The 14569-nt window shown below is 75.4% G+C and carries 12 protein-coding genes and 1 tRNA gene; 5 read left to right on the forward strand and 8 right to left on the reverse strand.

The window, feature by feature from the left end; genetic code table 11:
- Nucleotides 1-1500: a CoA-acylating methylmalonate-semialdehyde dehydrogenase gene (locus IE170_RS06635; RefSeq protein ID WP_189808344.1), complete on the forward strand. Its 1500-nt coding sequence runs from the start codon at nt 1-3 to the stop codon at nt 1498-1500.
- On the opposite strand, the gene IE170_RS06640 is transcribed toward IE170_RS06635, so the two are convergent.
- The 6 genes from IE170_RS06640 to IE170_RS06665 form a co-directional block, all read right to left on the reverse strand.
- Complete coding sequence (locus IE170_RS06640) at nt 1430-2503, reverse strand: DUF916 domain-containing protein (protein ID WP_189808345.1); 1074 nt, start codon at nt 2501-2503, stop codon at nt 1430-1432. The two genes, IE170_RS06635 and IE170_RS06640, sit on opposite strands and share 71 nt — an antisense overlap.
- Before the next feature lie 125 nt (nt 2504-2628).
- Nucleotides 2629-3915, reverse strand: a complete 1287-nt coding sequence (locus tag IE170_RS06645; RefSeq protein WP_189808346.1) for a hypothetical protein — start codon at nt 3913-3915, stop codon at nt 2629-2631.
- Between the two features lie 155 nt (nt 3916-4070).
- Nucleotides 4071-5261: a S8 family peptidase gene (locus IE170_RS06650; protein ID WP_189808347.1), complete on the reverse strand. Its 1191-nt coding sequence runs from the start codon at nt 5259-5261 to the stop codon at nt 4071-4073.
- A 161-nt stretch (nt 5262-5422) separates the two neighbouring features.
- Nucleotides 5423-5836 carry a GNAT family N-acetyltransferase gene (locus IE170_RS06655; RefSeq protein ID WP_189808348.1) on the reverse strand — a complete coding sequence of 138 codons (414 nt, stop codon included), beginning with the start codon at nt 5834-5836 and terminating at the stop codon, nt 5423-5425.
- A 127-nt stretch (nt 5837-5963) separates the two neighbouring features.
- Nucleotides 5964-6659, reverse strand: a complete 696-nt coding sequence (locus IE170_RS06660; protein ID WP_189808498.1) for a 4'-phosphopantetheinyl transferase family protein — start codon at nt 6657-6659, stop codon at nt 5964-5966.
- Between the two features lie 101 nt (nt 6660-6760).
- Nucleotides 6761-7273, reverse strand: coding sequence for a hypothetical protein (locus tag IE170_RS06665; RefSeq protein WP_189808349.1), 513 nt, complete (start codon nt 7271-7273; stop codon nt 6761-6763).
- Nucleotides 7274-7582: 309 nt separating this feature from the next.
- Here IE170_RS06665 and IE170_RS06670 point away from each other — a divergent pair, with 309 nt between their 5' ends.
- Nucleotides 7583-8032: a phospholipase gene (locus tag IE170_RS06670; RefSeq protein WP_229884629.1), complete on the forward strand. Its 450-nt coding sequence runs from the start codon at nt 7583-7585 to the stop codon at nt 8030-8032.
- Nucleotides 8033-8064: 32 nt separating this feature from the next.
- On the opposite strand, the gene IE170_RS06675 is transcribed toward IE170_RS06670, so the two are convergent.
- Nucleotides 8065-8802, reverse strand: a complete 738-nt coding sequence (locus IE170_RS06675) for a class I SAM-dependent methyltransferase (RefSeq protein WP_189808351.1) — start codon at nt 8800-8802, stop codon at nt 8065-8067.
- A 117-nt stretch (nt 8803-8919) separates the two neighbouring features.
- Here IE170_RS06675 and IE170_RS06680 point away from each other — a divergent pair, with 117 nt between their 5' ends.
- Nucleotides 8920-10428 (forward strand): class I adenylate-forming enzyme family protein, encoded by a 1509-nt coding sequence (locus IE170_RS06680; protein ID WP_189808352.1) that lies wholly within the window; start codon nt 8920-8922, stop codon nt 10426-10428.
- A 234-nt stretch (nt 10429-10662) separates the two neighbouring features.
- Here IE170_RS06680 and IE170_RS06685 read toward each other — a convergent pair.
- Nucleotides 10663-10735 (reverse strand) — tRNA-Arg (locus IE170_RS06685).
- Between the two features lie 332 nt (nt 10736-11067).
- Between IE170_RS06685 and IE170_RS06690 the strand changes: the two genes are divergently transcribed.
- Together IE170_RS06690 and IE170_RS06695 are read left to right on the forward strand one after the other, a co-directional pair.
- Nucleotides 11068-12696, forward strand: coding sequence for a dynamin family protein (locus tag IE170_RS06690; protein WP_189808353.1), 1629 nt, complete (start codon nt 11068-11070; stop codon nt 12694-12696).
- A gap of 4 nt (nt 12697-12700) precedes the next feature.
- On the forward strand, nt 12701-14530 hold the full coding sequence (locus tag IE170_RS06695; RefSeq protein ID WP_189808354.1) for a GTPase: 1830 nt from the start codon (nt 12701-12703) through the stop codon (nt 14528-14530).
- Nucleotides 14531-14569 lie beyond the last annotated feature (39 nt).

Raw genomic sequence — 14569 nt, forward strand, 5'->3', positions numbered from 1 at the left:
ATGAAGACCGTCAACCACTGGATCGGTGGCAAGACCGTCGAGGGCGCGTCGGGCAACCACGGCCCGGTCACCGACCCCGCCACCGGCGAGGTCACCACGCAGGTCGCCCTGGCGTCCGCCGCCGAGGTCGACTCGGCCGTACGCGTCGCCAAGGAGGCGTTCCTGGACTGGGGGCAGTCCTCGCTGGCCGCCCGCACCAAGGTGCTCTTCGCCTACCGGGCACTCCTCGACGCCCACCGCGACGAGATCGCCGCCCTGATCACGGCCGAGCACGGCAAGGTCCACTCGGACGCCCTCGGCGAGGTCGCACGCGGCCTGGAGATCGTCGAGCTGGCGTGCGGCATCACCACCCAGCTCAAGGGCGAGCTGTCCACGTCCGTGTCGAACCGCGTCGACGTCGCCGCGATCCGCCAGCCGCTCGGCGTCGTCGCCGGCATCACCCCGTTCAACTTCCCGGCGATGGTGCCGATGTGGATGTTCCCGCTGGCCATCGCCTGCGGCAACACCTTCGTCCTCAAGCCCAGCGAGAAGGACCCCTCCGCCGCGAACCGGCTCGCCGAACTCGCCAAGGAAGCCGGCCTGCCCGACGGCGTCCTGAACGTCGTCCACGGCGACAAGACCGCCGTCGACGCCCTCCTGGAGCACCCGGACGTCGCGGCCGTCTCCTTCGTCGGCTCCACCCCGATCGCCCGGTACATCCACACCACCGCCTCCGCCCACGGCAAGCGCGTCCAGGCCCTCGGCGGTGCCAAGAACCACATGCTGGTCCTCCCCGACGCCGACCTCGACGCCGCCGCCGACGCCGCCGTCTCCGCCGCCTACGGCTCGGCCGGCGAGCGCTGCATGGCCATCTCCGCCGTCGTCGCCGTCGGCGCCATCGGCGACGACCTCGTCGAGAAGATCCGCGAACGCGCTGAGAAGATCAAGATCGGCCCCGGCAACGACCCGACCTCCGAGATGGGCCCGCTGATCACCGCCGCGCACCGCGACAAGGTCGCCTCGTACGTCAAGGGCGCCGCCGCCCAGGGCGCCGAGGTCGTGCTCGACGGCACCGGCTACACCGTCGACGGCCTGGAGAACGGCCACTGGATCGGCCTGTCCCTCCTGGACCGCGTCCGCACCGACTCCGACGCCTACCGCGACGAGATCTTCGGGCCGGTCCTGTGCGTGCTGCGCGCCGAGACCTACGAGGACGGCGTGGCGCTGATCAACGCCTCCCCGTTCGGCAACGGCACCGCGATCTTCACCCGGGACGGCGGCGCGGCCCGCCGCTTCCAGCTGGAGGTACAGGCGGGCATGGTCGGCGTCAACGTGCCGATCCCGGTGCCGGTGGGCTACCACTCCTTCGGCGGTTGGAAGGACTCCCTCTTCGGCGACCACCACATCTACGGCAACGACGGCATCCACTTCTACACCCGCGGCAAGGTCGTCACGACCCGCTGGCCCGACCCGTCGGAGGCCCACACGGGCGTGGACCTGGGCTTCCCCCGCAACCACTGACGCGGTCGGCGCACCGGTGCCGGCGGCGACGGCGGCACCGGCGCAGGAGGGCGGCTGCCGTTGCGGCCGTGGCCGGCAGGAGGAGGCCGAGGGCGGTCCAGGGAACCGCCGCGAAGCGGGTGCCGCCCTCCGCGGACAGGCCGGGATGGGCGGCCGAACCCGCCCTGATCCGCACGGTGACCCGGTCCGCCTGCGGCGCGTCCGGCCACGGCTGCGACAGCTCGACCCGCCCGCCCGGCAGCAGGGCCGGGCCGCGCCCGCGAGCCGGCCGGTCCAGCAGCGTACGGCCGAAGAGGCCCTCGGCGGTGACGGCGACCTCCGGCTCGACCACCACGTTGCCCCGGTTGACCAGCACGTACGAGATCGTGGCGCGGGCCCGGCCCGTCCACGGCAGCAGCGGTGCCGTGCGGCGGACCCGCACCTCCTCCACGCTCAGAGCGGGCACCACCGGGCCCGGCACCCGGAAGTAGAGGCGGGCGCCGACCTGCCGGCGCACCCCCACCTGCAGCCCGCCCTCCCGGCGGACGCCCTCGACGGCCGTGCCGACGGCGACGATCCCGCCGACGTGGTCGCCGGGCGCCGCGTCCTGCGGCACGCGCACCGTGAACGGGATGTCCACACGGCCCCGCGCGGGCACCGTCACCGGCTGCGCGGCCTGCGGGGCGAGCGTGACCCACGCCCCGACATCCCGCGGCGGGCGCTCCAAGGGCAGCAGCGCGAACGCGCCGCCCGCCCGGGTGTTCACGGCGTCCGCGGCGAAGATCCGCAGGGCCAGCTCCCGGTCGGAGGAGTTCAGGACGGTCACGCTGTCGGAGACGGCCGTCCCTGCTGCGCCCTGGTGGAAGAAGTAGGCCCGGTCGGTGCGGCCGGCGCCGGGCGTCGGGAAGACGGACCAGGTGCCGTTGTCCGCCGCCGACGCCCGGGGTCCCGCGGGCAGGAGCAGCGCCGCGACCAGCAGGAGCAGGCGGAGGGCCGGGCCGGGGCGGGGCGTGCGGCGGCGCATGGGGCTCCCCTCGGGGCGGCGCGGGCGGCCGGGGCGGGCGTGGGCGTGTCGTGCGCGTGGCGGCGCGGGAATGGCGGACGCGGGCGGGCGGTGCGGGGCCCGGGCCCCGCACCGCCCGCAGCGGGTCAGGCGATCGAGAAGGTGACGACCGTCCGGTAGGTGTCGGCGAACATGAACGGCGGCAGCTGGATCATCCCGGCGCCGCCGACCGCGAACTCGCCGCCGGTCAGCTCCTCGCCGCCGGGTGCCTGGGAGGCCACCTTCATCGGGGTGTCGGTGATCGCGCCCGGCGCACCCGCGGTGCAGGTGCTCGGGCTGTCCGGGTTGGTGACGGTGCAGGACGGCTGGATGCCGAGCTGCGCCTGCGGCATGGAGCGGCCGGTCGCCTCGTTCAGGAACGGCGTACGGGTCGCCGTCACGTCCCAGCCGAGGGTGCCGCCGCGGAAGTCCTGCACGGCCGCCGCGTGGAACGCACCGACCACCGACTGGGCCTTGCCGTTGATGGTGACCGGCGGGAAGGAGACGGCCGGCTGGCCGGCCGCCGGGCCGAGCGCGAGCGGGCCGGGGAGCACCTCGATGTCGACCGGGTTCTTCACCCCGGCCTGCTCCTCCACGAACACGAAGGGCTTGTAGGGGGCTACCGAACCGTCGATCCGGACGGCGTCGGCCTTCTTCGTGACGGTCACCAGGCAGGTGGCCGCCCCCGACGCGTCCGCGGAGCCGGTGCCCGAGTCGCCGGTGGGCGCCCCGGCCAGCAGCGCGGAACAGGTGACCGGCCCGGCGGGGAAGTTGGCGCCGCTGACGGTGACGGCCGTGCCCGCCTTGCCGCTGTTGGGCGTCGCCTTCGTCGTGACGGGGTCCTTGGGCAGCGCCTCGACGGCGACCGAGCCGAGGACGGCGCTCGGGCGGGGCGCCGGGATACAGGTGGTGGTGAAGACGGTGCCGCCGAGGTCGGCGTCGGTGACGGCCAGGTCCAGCCGGACGTCGACCGAGGCGCCCTCGGTGCCGTCCGGGATGCGGACCGTCCCGGAGAACGGCTTCGGGTCGAGCGGGGTGCCGGCCACGACGCTGACCGTCTCGGGCGGGCTGGTGACCACCTGGGTGGTGTCGCCGACCTTCAGGGTGATCTTGGTGGTGTTCACCGTGGTGATCGAGAAGCCGGGGATCAGCGGGCTGGCCCCCGGGTCGATGGTGACGGGGACGCTGTCCCCGGCCTTCGCGGTGCCGGGCAGGGTCACCGTGTAGTCCTGCGTGCCGGAGCCGTCCGGCTGCGGGGCCGGGGCATCGCAGTTCTCGAAGACGGGCGTGGTCTTGGTCGCCGCCTGCGCCGTGCCGGCCAGACCCGCCGCGCCGGCCGCCAGCAGCAGCGCGCCCGCACCGGCCAGGACTCTGCGTGGGAACGTTCTTCTCACTGGGTCGCCACTCCTTCGTCGGACGAACCCCTCCCGCCCACCCGCTGTGGGGAGGAGGCCGAGCCGGTGCGGTGGCCGTCATTGACGCGTCGCGCCGATGAGAAGTCAATGGCTTCCTTCCACCGGAAACGGACAGAGTTTGATGTGCCATCAGATCAGGGCCGGTGGGCTGAGGCGGCCGGGAGGTGGAGCAGCAGGTCGCTGGTGCCGGCCGGCACGCCGGCGACCCCGCCGGGCACCGCGGAGGCGACGAGGGCCGCGGCGACCTGCGCGGGGGCCGGCGTCCTGCCGGCCGCGCGGCCCTGCGCGAGGAGCAGCGCGGCGGCGCCGGCGGCGTGCGGGGCCGCCATCGACGTGCCCGAGGCGCGGGAGAGCGCGGTCTGCGAGCCCTTCCATGCGGAGGTGACGGACACGCCCGGCGCGGACAGGTCCACGCAGGATCCGTGATTGGAGAAGGAGGCGCGCCGGTCGGCGGCGTCCGTCGCGCCGACGGTCAGCGCCGCGGGCACCCGCGAGGGGGAGTGGGAGCAGGCGTTCCGGCCGCCGTTGCCGGCGGCGACGACGAATGTGATCCCGGCCGCGACGGCCCGCGTCACCGCCGTGTCCAGGGCGCGGCTGCGCTTGCCGCCCATGCTCATGTTGGCGACGGCGGGGGTGCCCTCGGCCTTGGCGGCGTCCCGCACCATCCACTCGATCCCGCGCAGGACCGACGACAGCGCCCCCGACCCGCGGCAGTTCGCCACCTTCACCGCGACCAGCGACACCTCCTTGGCCACCCCGTGCACCGCCCCGCCCAGGGTGCCCGCCACGTGCGTGCCGTGCCCGTTGCAGTCGGCTGCCCGCTCCAGCAGTACGCCGTTGTACCCGGCCCGCGCGCGGCCCCCGAACTCCCTGTGCGCGGTGTTGATCCCGGTGTCGATCACGTACGCGGTCACCCCCCGGCCCGTCGACCCGTACGTATAGGCCCCGTCCAGCGGGAGCGCACGCTGGTCGAGCCGGTCCAGCGACCAGGGCGCCGGGTCCTGCGTCCCGCTGGTCCGGTACTCCGAGTCCGGCTCGACGGACGCCACGCGCGGATCGGCCGCCAGCGCCGCGGCCCGCCCCGGCGTGGTCCGCACGGCGAACCCGCTGAGTACGGTGCCGAACACGGCCCTCACCTCCCCGCCGGCCTCCTCCGCCTCGGCGGCCACGGCACGCACCGGACTCCGGGGCGACCCGTCCTTGAGGACGACGACGTAGTCGGCGGTGGCGCGGTGTACGGAAAGAGCGGCGGCGGGCTGCCCCGGCAGGACAGCCGACGCCACGACCAGAGCGGCGACGGGAACCAACGCGGTGAACACGGTCATGCGCCCGATGCTCGAACACCCCGGCCCGCCCCGCGCGCAGGCTACGCCAACTGGCCCCACACCCCCGCGGCCGCCCACGGCCGGCCGCGCCGGAGCCACCCGGCGCCCCGAAGACCCGCCGAACGCCGAACGCCGGCCGGCGGCAGGGGTCGGCGGGAGGGTCAGTCGGCCAGCGGCCAGCCGCGCATGGCGAAGACACCCTCGTCGCGGGCGCCCGCCGAGGCGTACGTCGCCAGCGCGGCCTCGTTGCCGGTGTCGACGCCCACCCACATGCCGTAGCAGCCGCGGTCGCGCGCCTCCGCGGCGAGCGCCTCGGTCAGCGCCCGACCGATGCCGCGGCGGCGGTAGCCCTCGTCGACGGAGAGCTCGTACAGGCACATCTCGGTGCCCTTGTCGGGGTGGCTCATCTCGACGCCGCTGACCATCCCGGCGGGCACCCCGTCCACGTACGCGATCAGCATCACGTGCCCCGGCGCCGACAGGAACCGCTCGCACCGGCCCAAAGGCGCGGGACCGTCGAAGAGCCCTTCCGCAGCCTGCAGTTCGGCAACGGTGGTGGCCCGGAGGATCTCCATGGCGGCCACCATAACGGCCCCCGCCGTGAACAGCCCGCCCCCACCACCCCGGCGTGGCGCCCCCGTCCCGCCGCGGCCCTGCCCGCAGGGCCCCGGCCCGGCGCCTTCCCGCAGGGCGGGTGGCGGGTCAGGTTTTCAGGGCCAGGGCCGCCGCGTAGGCGGGCGGTGCCGGGAGGTCCGTGAGGTACCAGCCGGCCAGGGGCGCCGGGTCGGGCCCCGTGCCGACGTACGGCTCGGCCAGGCCGTCCGCCAGGCCCGTGCCGGTGGCCTTCAGGCAGGCCTCCTTGCGGGCCCACATCCGGGCCATCGGCATCCGCCGCGCCGACGCCGGCAGCGCGGCCAGCTCCGCCGTCTCGGACGGGTGCAGCAGGTCGATGACGTCCGCCACCACGTCGTCGCCGGGAACCTTCTCCACGTCGACCCCGACCGCCGTCTCCGCGAACGCCAGGTACGCCATGTCGTCACTGTGCGAGAGGGAGAACTGCACCCCTGCGCCGGCGACCGCGGGCCGGCCGTGCGGCGCGGCGCAGCACGGACACGCCTCCCGGATCAGCGCCACCTTCTCCGGAGCCAGCCCCAGGTAGCCGCCGAGCAGCAGCCGCAGCCCGAGGTGGGAGGCGACGTAGCGGTGCCGGTCGCCGGGCCGCACGAACCGCTCCGCCCGGTCCCGCTCCTCCGCGTCCAGCAGCGGGAGCGCCTCCGCTATGCGGTGTCCGCCGACCACGTCGAGGGTGGTGTCGAGCGACCACGCCGCGACGGCGCCACCCCGCGGCGCCCCGCCGGTGCGCGGCACGTCCTCGCCGAGCCGGTTCACGTACGTCATCACCTGACGAGGGTAGATGAGGCCCTCCGCACGCCGGTCGAGGGGACTGCGGGTGAAGTTCCCCCAGAGTGCGGGGAAATGGCGGCCGGGCGGCAGTGCCGTCAGCGCGCCGCGGCGGGTACGGACCGGCCGGGTGCGGCGCCGGGGGAAGGGGTTCCGTCCGTCCAGGCGTAGACGTGCCTGCCGCGCACCGCCACCTGGTACTGGTGGGCGTCCCGGCATTCCGGCCGCTCCTGCGGGCGTATGCCCCGGGGCCACCACTTGGCGTCCAACTCCCGCCCCCGCGGCCGCTTGGGCGCACCGGTACGGCACTGCGGACCGTCGAGCGGGGTGGAACCCAGCGTGAAGCGGATCAGGCGGGCCTCGCCCCCCGTGGTGCGCGCGTGTATCCGTATGTCCCTGGCGTCCCCGGGCACCCACGACGGCAGCGTGAACGCCTCCGGTCCGCGCCGCGGCGCGTCGGAGGCGGTCGCGTACCGCTTGCTCTTCTCCTGGAACACCTGGTCGGTGATCGGGTCGGTCAAGGGGTTGGGCGGGAGGTTGGGCAGCGCGAACGCGGCGGTGGCGACCACTGCGGCCACGGCGGCGGCGATGACGAGGGGACGGCGGTTCATGCCCTCAGTCTCGGTCGGGGGGCCGTCGTCGCGCGTCCCTCCCCAGGACGAACGTGAGATCTGCCTGAGGTCTGACGGGGACCGGTACCTGAGTACTGCACAGGGCACATGCGGCCGACACCCCGGCCGCGCCGCGCCGTTATAGCGGGCGTGGGGATCCGCGGCGCCGTCGCCCGCACCGGGGCGGAGCCCGCCGCCGCTGCGGAGTGCGGTCCGCGCGGTGTCCCCGGGCTCCCGCTCCAGGAGGATTCCGTGCCCCGTCGTCATACCCCTGCCCGCGTCTCGGCGGCCGCCGCCGTCGCGGCCGGCGTGCTCGTCCTCGCCGCTCCTGCTCCCGCTCCGGCCTCCGCCGTCCCCGCCGACAAGCCGCAGGTGCTGAGCGGGTGGACCCAGACCGGTTCGGCGAGCTACACCGCGTGGGCGGCGGCGCGCTCCGACCCGGGCCCGTGGGCGGCGTACGGCTTCGACTGGTCGACGGACCACTGCACCTCGTCGCCCGACAACCCCCTCGGGTTCCCCTTCCGGAACGCATGCGCCCGCCACGACTTCGGCTACCGCAACCACAAACGGGCCGGCGTCTTCCCCGCCCACAAGGCCCGCCTCGACGACGCCTTCCACGCCGATCTGCAGCGCGTCTGCGCCACCTGCTCGGGGGCCGCGAAGACGTCCTGCGACGGCACGGCCTGGACCTACTACCAGGCGGTGAGGGCCTTCGGCGTGTCCCCGCAGGACATGCCGGCCGACGGCCCCACAGCCTGACCGCGCCTGACCACACCAGGCCCTCCGACCCCCTACGGCCGCACGGCGACCCTCAGGTCCACCACGTACGCCTCCTCCACCACCCCGTCCGGGAACAGCCCCAGCAGCCGCTCCCGTTCGGCGGCGAGGAAGTCCCGTGCGCCGGATCGCCCGATCAGGAACAGCGAGTGCGTCGACAGCTTCGCCAGGTGCGCCTCGACGCTGATCCGGCGCGACCAGCGCACCGCCCGCACCGCGAAGTCCAGGCCGCCCTGCGAGCGCCGCGGGCGCTCGTTGACGTACCAGCCCGGCCCGAACGCCGCCTCCAGCCGCCGCCCCTGCTCGGCGATCCACCCGTATTCCAGGTCCGGGTCGTTGGAGAACACGGCCAGTGCCCCGCCGGGCCGCAGCACCCGCACCGCCTCCGGTACCGACCGCGCGGGGTCCGTCCAGTGCCAGGACTGCGCGTACGTCAGCAGATCGAGCGAACCCCCGGCGACCGGCAGCCGGTTCCCGTCCCCCCGAACGAGCGGAATCCGCGGGTTCCGCAGGCGCAGTTCGGCGGCCATGCCCTCCGAGGGCTCCACCGCCACCACGCGGGCGCCGCGCTCCCGCAGCCGGGCCGTCGCGATGCCGGTTCCGGCGCCGACGTCGGCGGTGCGCGCCCCGGCCAGCGGAAACCCGGCGAGCTGCTCCAGTGCGTCGAAGAGCTCGGGCGGGTAGGAGGGCCGGTGGTCGGCGTAGCGGGCGGCGGCCGGACCGAACGAGCGTGCACGGGATGCGTCCGTCATGCCGCCATGGTCGGCGGCATGCACCGGGGCGCGTCAACACCGGGAAGCGGACACGCCGGCCGGGCACCCGCCCCCGGCCCGTACGGTCGCCTCCGCTTCCCCAGGAGAGGAGTGGGCATGGCGGCAGCACAGGCACGGTACGTGGCCGGCCTGGTCGGAGCGCTCGAGCGGTACGGGGACCGCCCTGCCCTCGGGACCGGCGGCGAGGTGCTGGACTTCGCCGGGCTGCTCGCGCGCGTCCGCCGGCTGGCCGGCGAGCTCGCGGACCGCGGCGTCGGGCGCGGCACCGGCCTCGCCTGCGTCTTCGGCCGCAACCGGACCGAGGTGGTCCAGCTGCGGCTCGCGGCGCACGTGCTGGGCGCCCGCCTCACCCAGGTCGTCGCCGACCCGTACACCTCCGGGCTGGACTTCGTCCTCCGCGACTGCCGGCCGGCGCTCGTCGTCCACGACGTCCCGGTGCCCACGCCCGACGCCGGGGCCCGCCTGCTCGCCCTCGACGTGCTGCTGCGCGCCGCCGACGCCCGTGATCCGGTCCCCGTGCCCGTGGCGGCACAGGAGGACGACGTGGCCCGCGTGGCGTACACCGGCGGCACGACCGGTGTCCCCAAGGGCGTCGCGACCACGTTCCGGGCGCTCGCGGCCCGCACCGACGGGCGGGCCACCCGAGACCGCGGCGAGCCGCCCGCGTACGTGTCCGTCACCTCCCTCGCCCAGCGCGCGGGCGGCCGCTGCCTGGAGCAGTTGCGCGCGGGCGGCCGTACGGAGGTGCTGGCGGCCTTCGACCCGCTGGAGTTCGCGGCAGCCTGCCGGCGGCTGGCGCCCGCGGCCTCGTACCTGATGCCCGGCATGCTCTACCGGCTCCTCGACGACCCGGCGACGGCCGACGGGATCCCCGGGCTCGGCGTCATCTCGTACGGCGCCGCGCCCGTCCTGCCCGAGCGGCTGCGGGAGGCGGTCGCCCGCTGGGGCGGCCGCTGGCAGCAGGGGTACGGAATGAACGAGTCCGCGGTGATCTGCCGGCTGACCCCCGCCGACCACGACGCCGCGGTCACGGACCGGCCGGACCTGCTGACGTCGGTCGGGCGGCCCGCGGCCGGGGTGGAGGTCGAGGTCCGCGACCCGCAGGGGCGGCCGCTGCCCGCCGGGCGGACCGGCGAGGTGTGGACCAGGTCGGCGGCCGTGATGTCCGGCTACTGGGGCCGCCCCGACCTGACGGCGGCCGTGCTCCGCGACGGCTGGCTGCGCACCGGCGACCTCGGCCACACCGACGCCGACGGCTACCTCCACCTCGACGACCGGCTCGCGGACGCGGTGATGGTCGACGGGGACAACGTGTACTGCCTGCCCGTGGAGGCCGCCCTCGCCCGGCATCCGGCGGTCGCCCGCGCGGCCGTGGTGGGCCGGCCGGGCGGGGCGACGGGGGAGGAGGTGTGCGCCTTCCTCGTCCCGGCAGCGGGCCGCACCCCCGACGCGGCGGCCGCGGCGGAGGCCTGCGACCTGGTGGAACGCTCCCTCGCCCCGGCCTACCGCCCGACGGCGGTGTTCTGGCGCGAGGACATCCCGCTCACCGCGCACGGCAAACCGGACAAGCGCCTCCTTCGCGCAGAGGCGGCGGACCGGCGTTGAACGGCGGCTGCGGGGACACCGGCGGGGCGCTCCCCGCGGGCCGGCCGGACTGCAGGGAATTCGGTCGCATTTCGCGTTCGGCGTGCGAATGGCGCCGCCCGCCCATGGGCCGGATCCGGACAAGCACGGGAACGGAGCACATGCATCCACTTCGGCGAGGCACTTGGCCCCGCCCGCCGTGTAAAGGCCCGGAAAAGAATCTGACCAGCGTTTCCGCTGGTCAGATAAGGATAGTGCCCCCGGCAGGACTCGAACCTGCGGCCAAGTGCTTAGAAGGCACCTGCTCTATCCACTGAGCTACGGGGGCCGGAAGGCGGCCGTGGTGGCCTGGAGCCCCGGGGTGGGGGTGGGACTGTCGTCCGTGCCGGGTCAAGGATAGGGCTCCGGTCGCCTCGTCCCGGTTGCTTCACCCGCGTGCCACGATGTGGAGGTTCGGTGAAGCGGTCCCGATAATCGCAGGCAGGTGCGATTCTCGCATCGCTTTTGCGCCGCGTCGGGCCGGGTGTTGTGCACTCGTTATGCCTGCGCCCCGCTCGTCTGCTCCGACCGGAAGGTTCCTCCGGAGTCGCGGTCGGCGCGCAGAGGGCGTATAAGCTTCAAAAAGGGTCCTAAATTGGGCATTCTTCCCATGTGGTGACCTTGGATGTTCGGCCTCAGCTGCTCGATGCCCTGTCCGCCCTGCGCGACCGGGTCGCGTCCGTGCGTCTGCCGCTTCCCCTCCCCGGCGCCCCGCGCGCCCGCCAGACCAGAGCCGAGCTGCTCGCGCAGCTCGACGACTACCTCGTACCGCGCCTGAAGTCCCCCGAGGCGCCGCTCCTCGCCGTCGTCGGCGGGTCCACTGGGGCCGGGAAGTCCACCCTCGTCAACTCCCTCGTCGGCCGCCAGGTCAGCGAAGCAGGAGTGCTGCGCCCCACCACCCGGGTCCCCGTCCTCGTCTGCCACCCCGACGACCACCACTGGTTCGCCGGCATGCGGATCCTGCCCGACCTCCTCCGCGTCTGGGCGCCGCCCGACGAGGACGAGCCCTACCCCGATCGCGGACGCGGCCGCGGCGCCACCAGGCACGCCGGACGCGGGCGCTCCGGCTCCACCACCCGCGAGCTGCGCATCGAGACCGTCACCGGCCTGCCGCGCGGCCTGGCCCTCCTCGACGCCCCCGACATCGACTCCCTCGTCGTCGAGAACCGGACACTCGCCGCCGAACTCATCTGCGCCGCCGACGTCTGGGTGATGGTCACCACCGCCTCCCGCTACGCCGACGCCGTGCCCTGGCACATGCTGCGCACCGCCAAGCAGTACAAGGCCACCCTCGTCACCGTCCTCGACCGCGTCCCCCACCAGGTCCTCGCCGAGGTCTCCCGCCAGTACGGGGCCCTCCTCACCCGCGCCGGGCTGGGCGACGTGCCCCGCTTCACCGTGCCCGAGCTGCCCGAATCCGCCGGCGGAGGCGGCCTGCTGCCCGCCAGCGCCGTCGCCCCGCTGGGCGCCTGGCTCGCCCACCACGCCGAGGACCCCGCCGCCCGCCAGTACGCCGTCAGCCGGACCGCGCTCGGCGCGCTGGACTCCCTGCGGCGCCGCATGCCGGAGCTGGCGTCGGCCGTCGCCGCCCAGTACGCCGCCGCCGTACGGCTCACCACGGCCGTCGAGGACGCGTACCGGAGGGAGGGCAAGCGCGTGCGGGCCCGGCTCGACCACGGCGCCGTACTCGCAGGGGACGCGCTCACCCGCTGGCGCGGCTATCCCCTGGACACCACCGCCGACGAACTCCTCGACTCGCTGGCCGAATCCCTCGCCGCCCTGCTCCAGTGCGCCGTCGCCGCCGCCGAGGAGCGGATCGCCGAGGCGTGGCGGCGCGAACCCGCCGCCGGAGCCCTGCCCGCGCCCGCAGCCGACCGGGAGGCGGCGGAACGTATCGGCTTGGCCGTCCGCCGCTGGCGGCGCGTCCTCGAAGAACTCGCCGAGGAGGAGGTCGCCGCCCTCGACCGGCAGCCGCCGCCCGACCCCGACGCCGTCACCGCCCTCCTCGCCGCCGCCCTCCTCGGCGGCAGGCGGGCCCGGCCCGCCGGGGAGAAGCTCGCCGAACGGATCGGCGTCCAGGCCGCCGTACGGCTGCGCGACCGCGGCGGCGAACTCGTCGCCGAACACCTCGAAGAGGTGCTGCGCACCGAACGGGACCGGCGGCTCGCCCCCCTGGAAGCCCTGGAAGTGACGCCCGAGCCGCAGGCCGAACTCATCGCGGCGCTGTCCGTACTGCAGAAGGAGAGGTGACGCGGTGAGCGCCCTGGCCGACCGCACCGACGACCGCTGGGACGACGGCCTGATCGCCCGCTCCCGCCCCGTCCCCGGCGAACCGGACGACGACGACGGCGACGAGGGCGACGACGCGCTCGTCCGCGCCCTGTCCGGCGCCGGCAGCGACGGCGGCCGCACCCCGCCGCCCCCGCTCAGCCCCGAGGCACAGGCCCTGCGCTCCCGCCTGGAGGCGCTGCGCCAGCTCGTCGCGCTCTCCCGGACCCGGCTCGACGGCCAGACCCTCGCGGAGGCCGGGCGCGTGCTGGACGAGGCGGCCGCACGGCGGGGGCTGTCCGCGCAGCACACCGTCGTCGCGATCGCCGGAGCCACCGGAAGCGGAAAGTCCACCCTCTTCAACGCCCTCGCCGGAGTGCAGATCTCCGAGACCGGTCTGCGCCGGCCCACCACCGCCGCCCCCATCGCGTGCAGTTGGTCCGACGGCGCGGCCGGCCTGCTGGACCGGCTGGAGATCCCCGGCCGGCTGCGGCGCCGCCCCCGCGAGACACCCGAGGCGGAGGCGCTGCGCGGCCTCGTGCTGGTGGACCTGCCCGACCTGGACTCGGCGCTGGGCGCCCACCGCGACCACGTCGACCGCGTCCTCGCCCTCGTCGACGCCGTCGTGTGGGTCGTCGACCCGGAGAAGTACGCGGACGCCGTCCTCCACGAGCGGTACCTGCGGCCGCTCGCCGGGCACGCCGAGGTGACCTTCGTCGTGCTCAACCAGGTCGACCGGCTGCCCGGCGAGGCCGCCGACCTCGTCCTCGACGACCTGCGCAGGCTGCTCGACGAGGACGGCATCGCCCTCGGCGAGCACGACGAGCCCGGCGCGACCGTCCTCGGACTGTCCGCTCTCACCGGCGAGGGCGTCGGGGAGCTGCGCGAGCTGCTCGGCCAGTTCACGCAGGAGCGCGGCGCGGCCACCCGGCGCATCTCCGCCGACGTCGACCGCGCCGCCGGACGGATGCGGCCCCTGTACGTGGCCGGAGGCCACCCGGGGGCGGAGATCTCGCAGCCGGCGCGCGCCGAGTTCGAGGACCGGCTTGCGGAGGCGGTCGGGGCGAGCGCGGCCGGCCTCGCCGCCGAACGGGCCTGGCGGCGCAACGCCGGGAAGGCGTGCGGGACGCCCTGGCTGCGGCTGTGGCGCTGGTACGAGAACAGGCGTGCCCCGCGCACACTGTCCGGGCTCGCCGCGCTGGCGGCCATCGGCGGGCGGGGCGCGGCCCAGGCCGGGGAGCCGCAGTCGCAGGCCGAGGCGGAGGTGACGGCCCGGCAGCGGGTGGAGCAGGCGGTCCGGGCGGTCGCCGACGCCGCGGCGGCGGGACTGCCCGAGCCGTGGGCGCAGGCGGTGCGGGAGACCGCGGTGCGGGGCGGGGAGCAGCTCCCGGAGATGCTGGACGAGGTCGCGCTGACGCTGGGGCCGGCCGCTGCGCCGCCCGGTGCGAAGCCGCCGCGGCCCGCCTGGTGGCCGGCGGCGGTGCTCGCTCAGGCGGCAATGACGCTCCTTCAGATCTATGGCGGATTGTGGTTGGTGGGTCAGATCGCGGGGGTGCTGCCGCCGCACCTGCTTCCGCCGGTGCTGCTGATGTCGTCGGGCATCGTCGGCGGGCCGCTGGTGGAGTGGGCCTGCTCCCTCGCGGCCCGCGGACCCGCGCGGAGGTACGGGCAGGACGCGGAGCGGAGGCTGCGGCAGGCCGCGGCCGGATGCGGGCGGGCGCGGGTGCTGGAGCCGGTGGCCGCGGAGCTCCTGCGGTACCGGGAGGTGCGCGAGCAGTACGCGGCGGTGGCGAGGTTGTCCACATCCCGCCCGTAATCCACAGGCACAAGCGGAATTTGGGGGTCCGGGCGAGTC

This window comes from Streptomyces toxytricini (assembly GCF_014649915.1).
In the GTDB taxonomy this organism is placed as follows: domain Bacteria; phylum Actinomycetota; class Actinomycetes; order Streptomycetales; family Streptomycetaceae; genus Streptomyces; species Streptomyces toxytricini.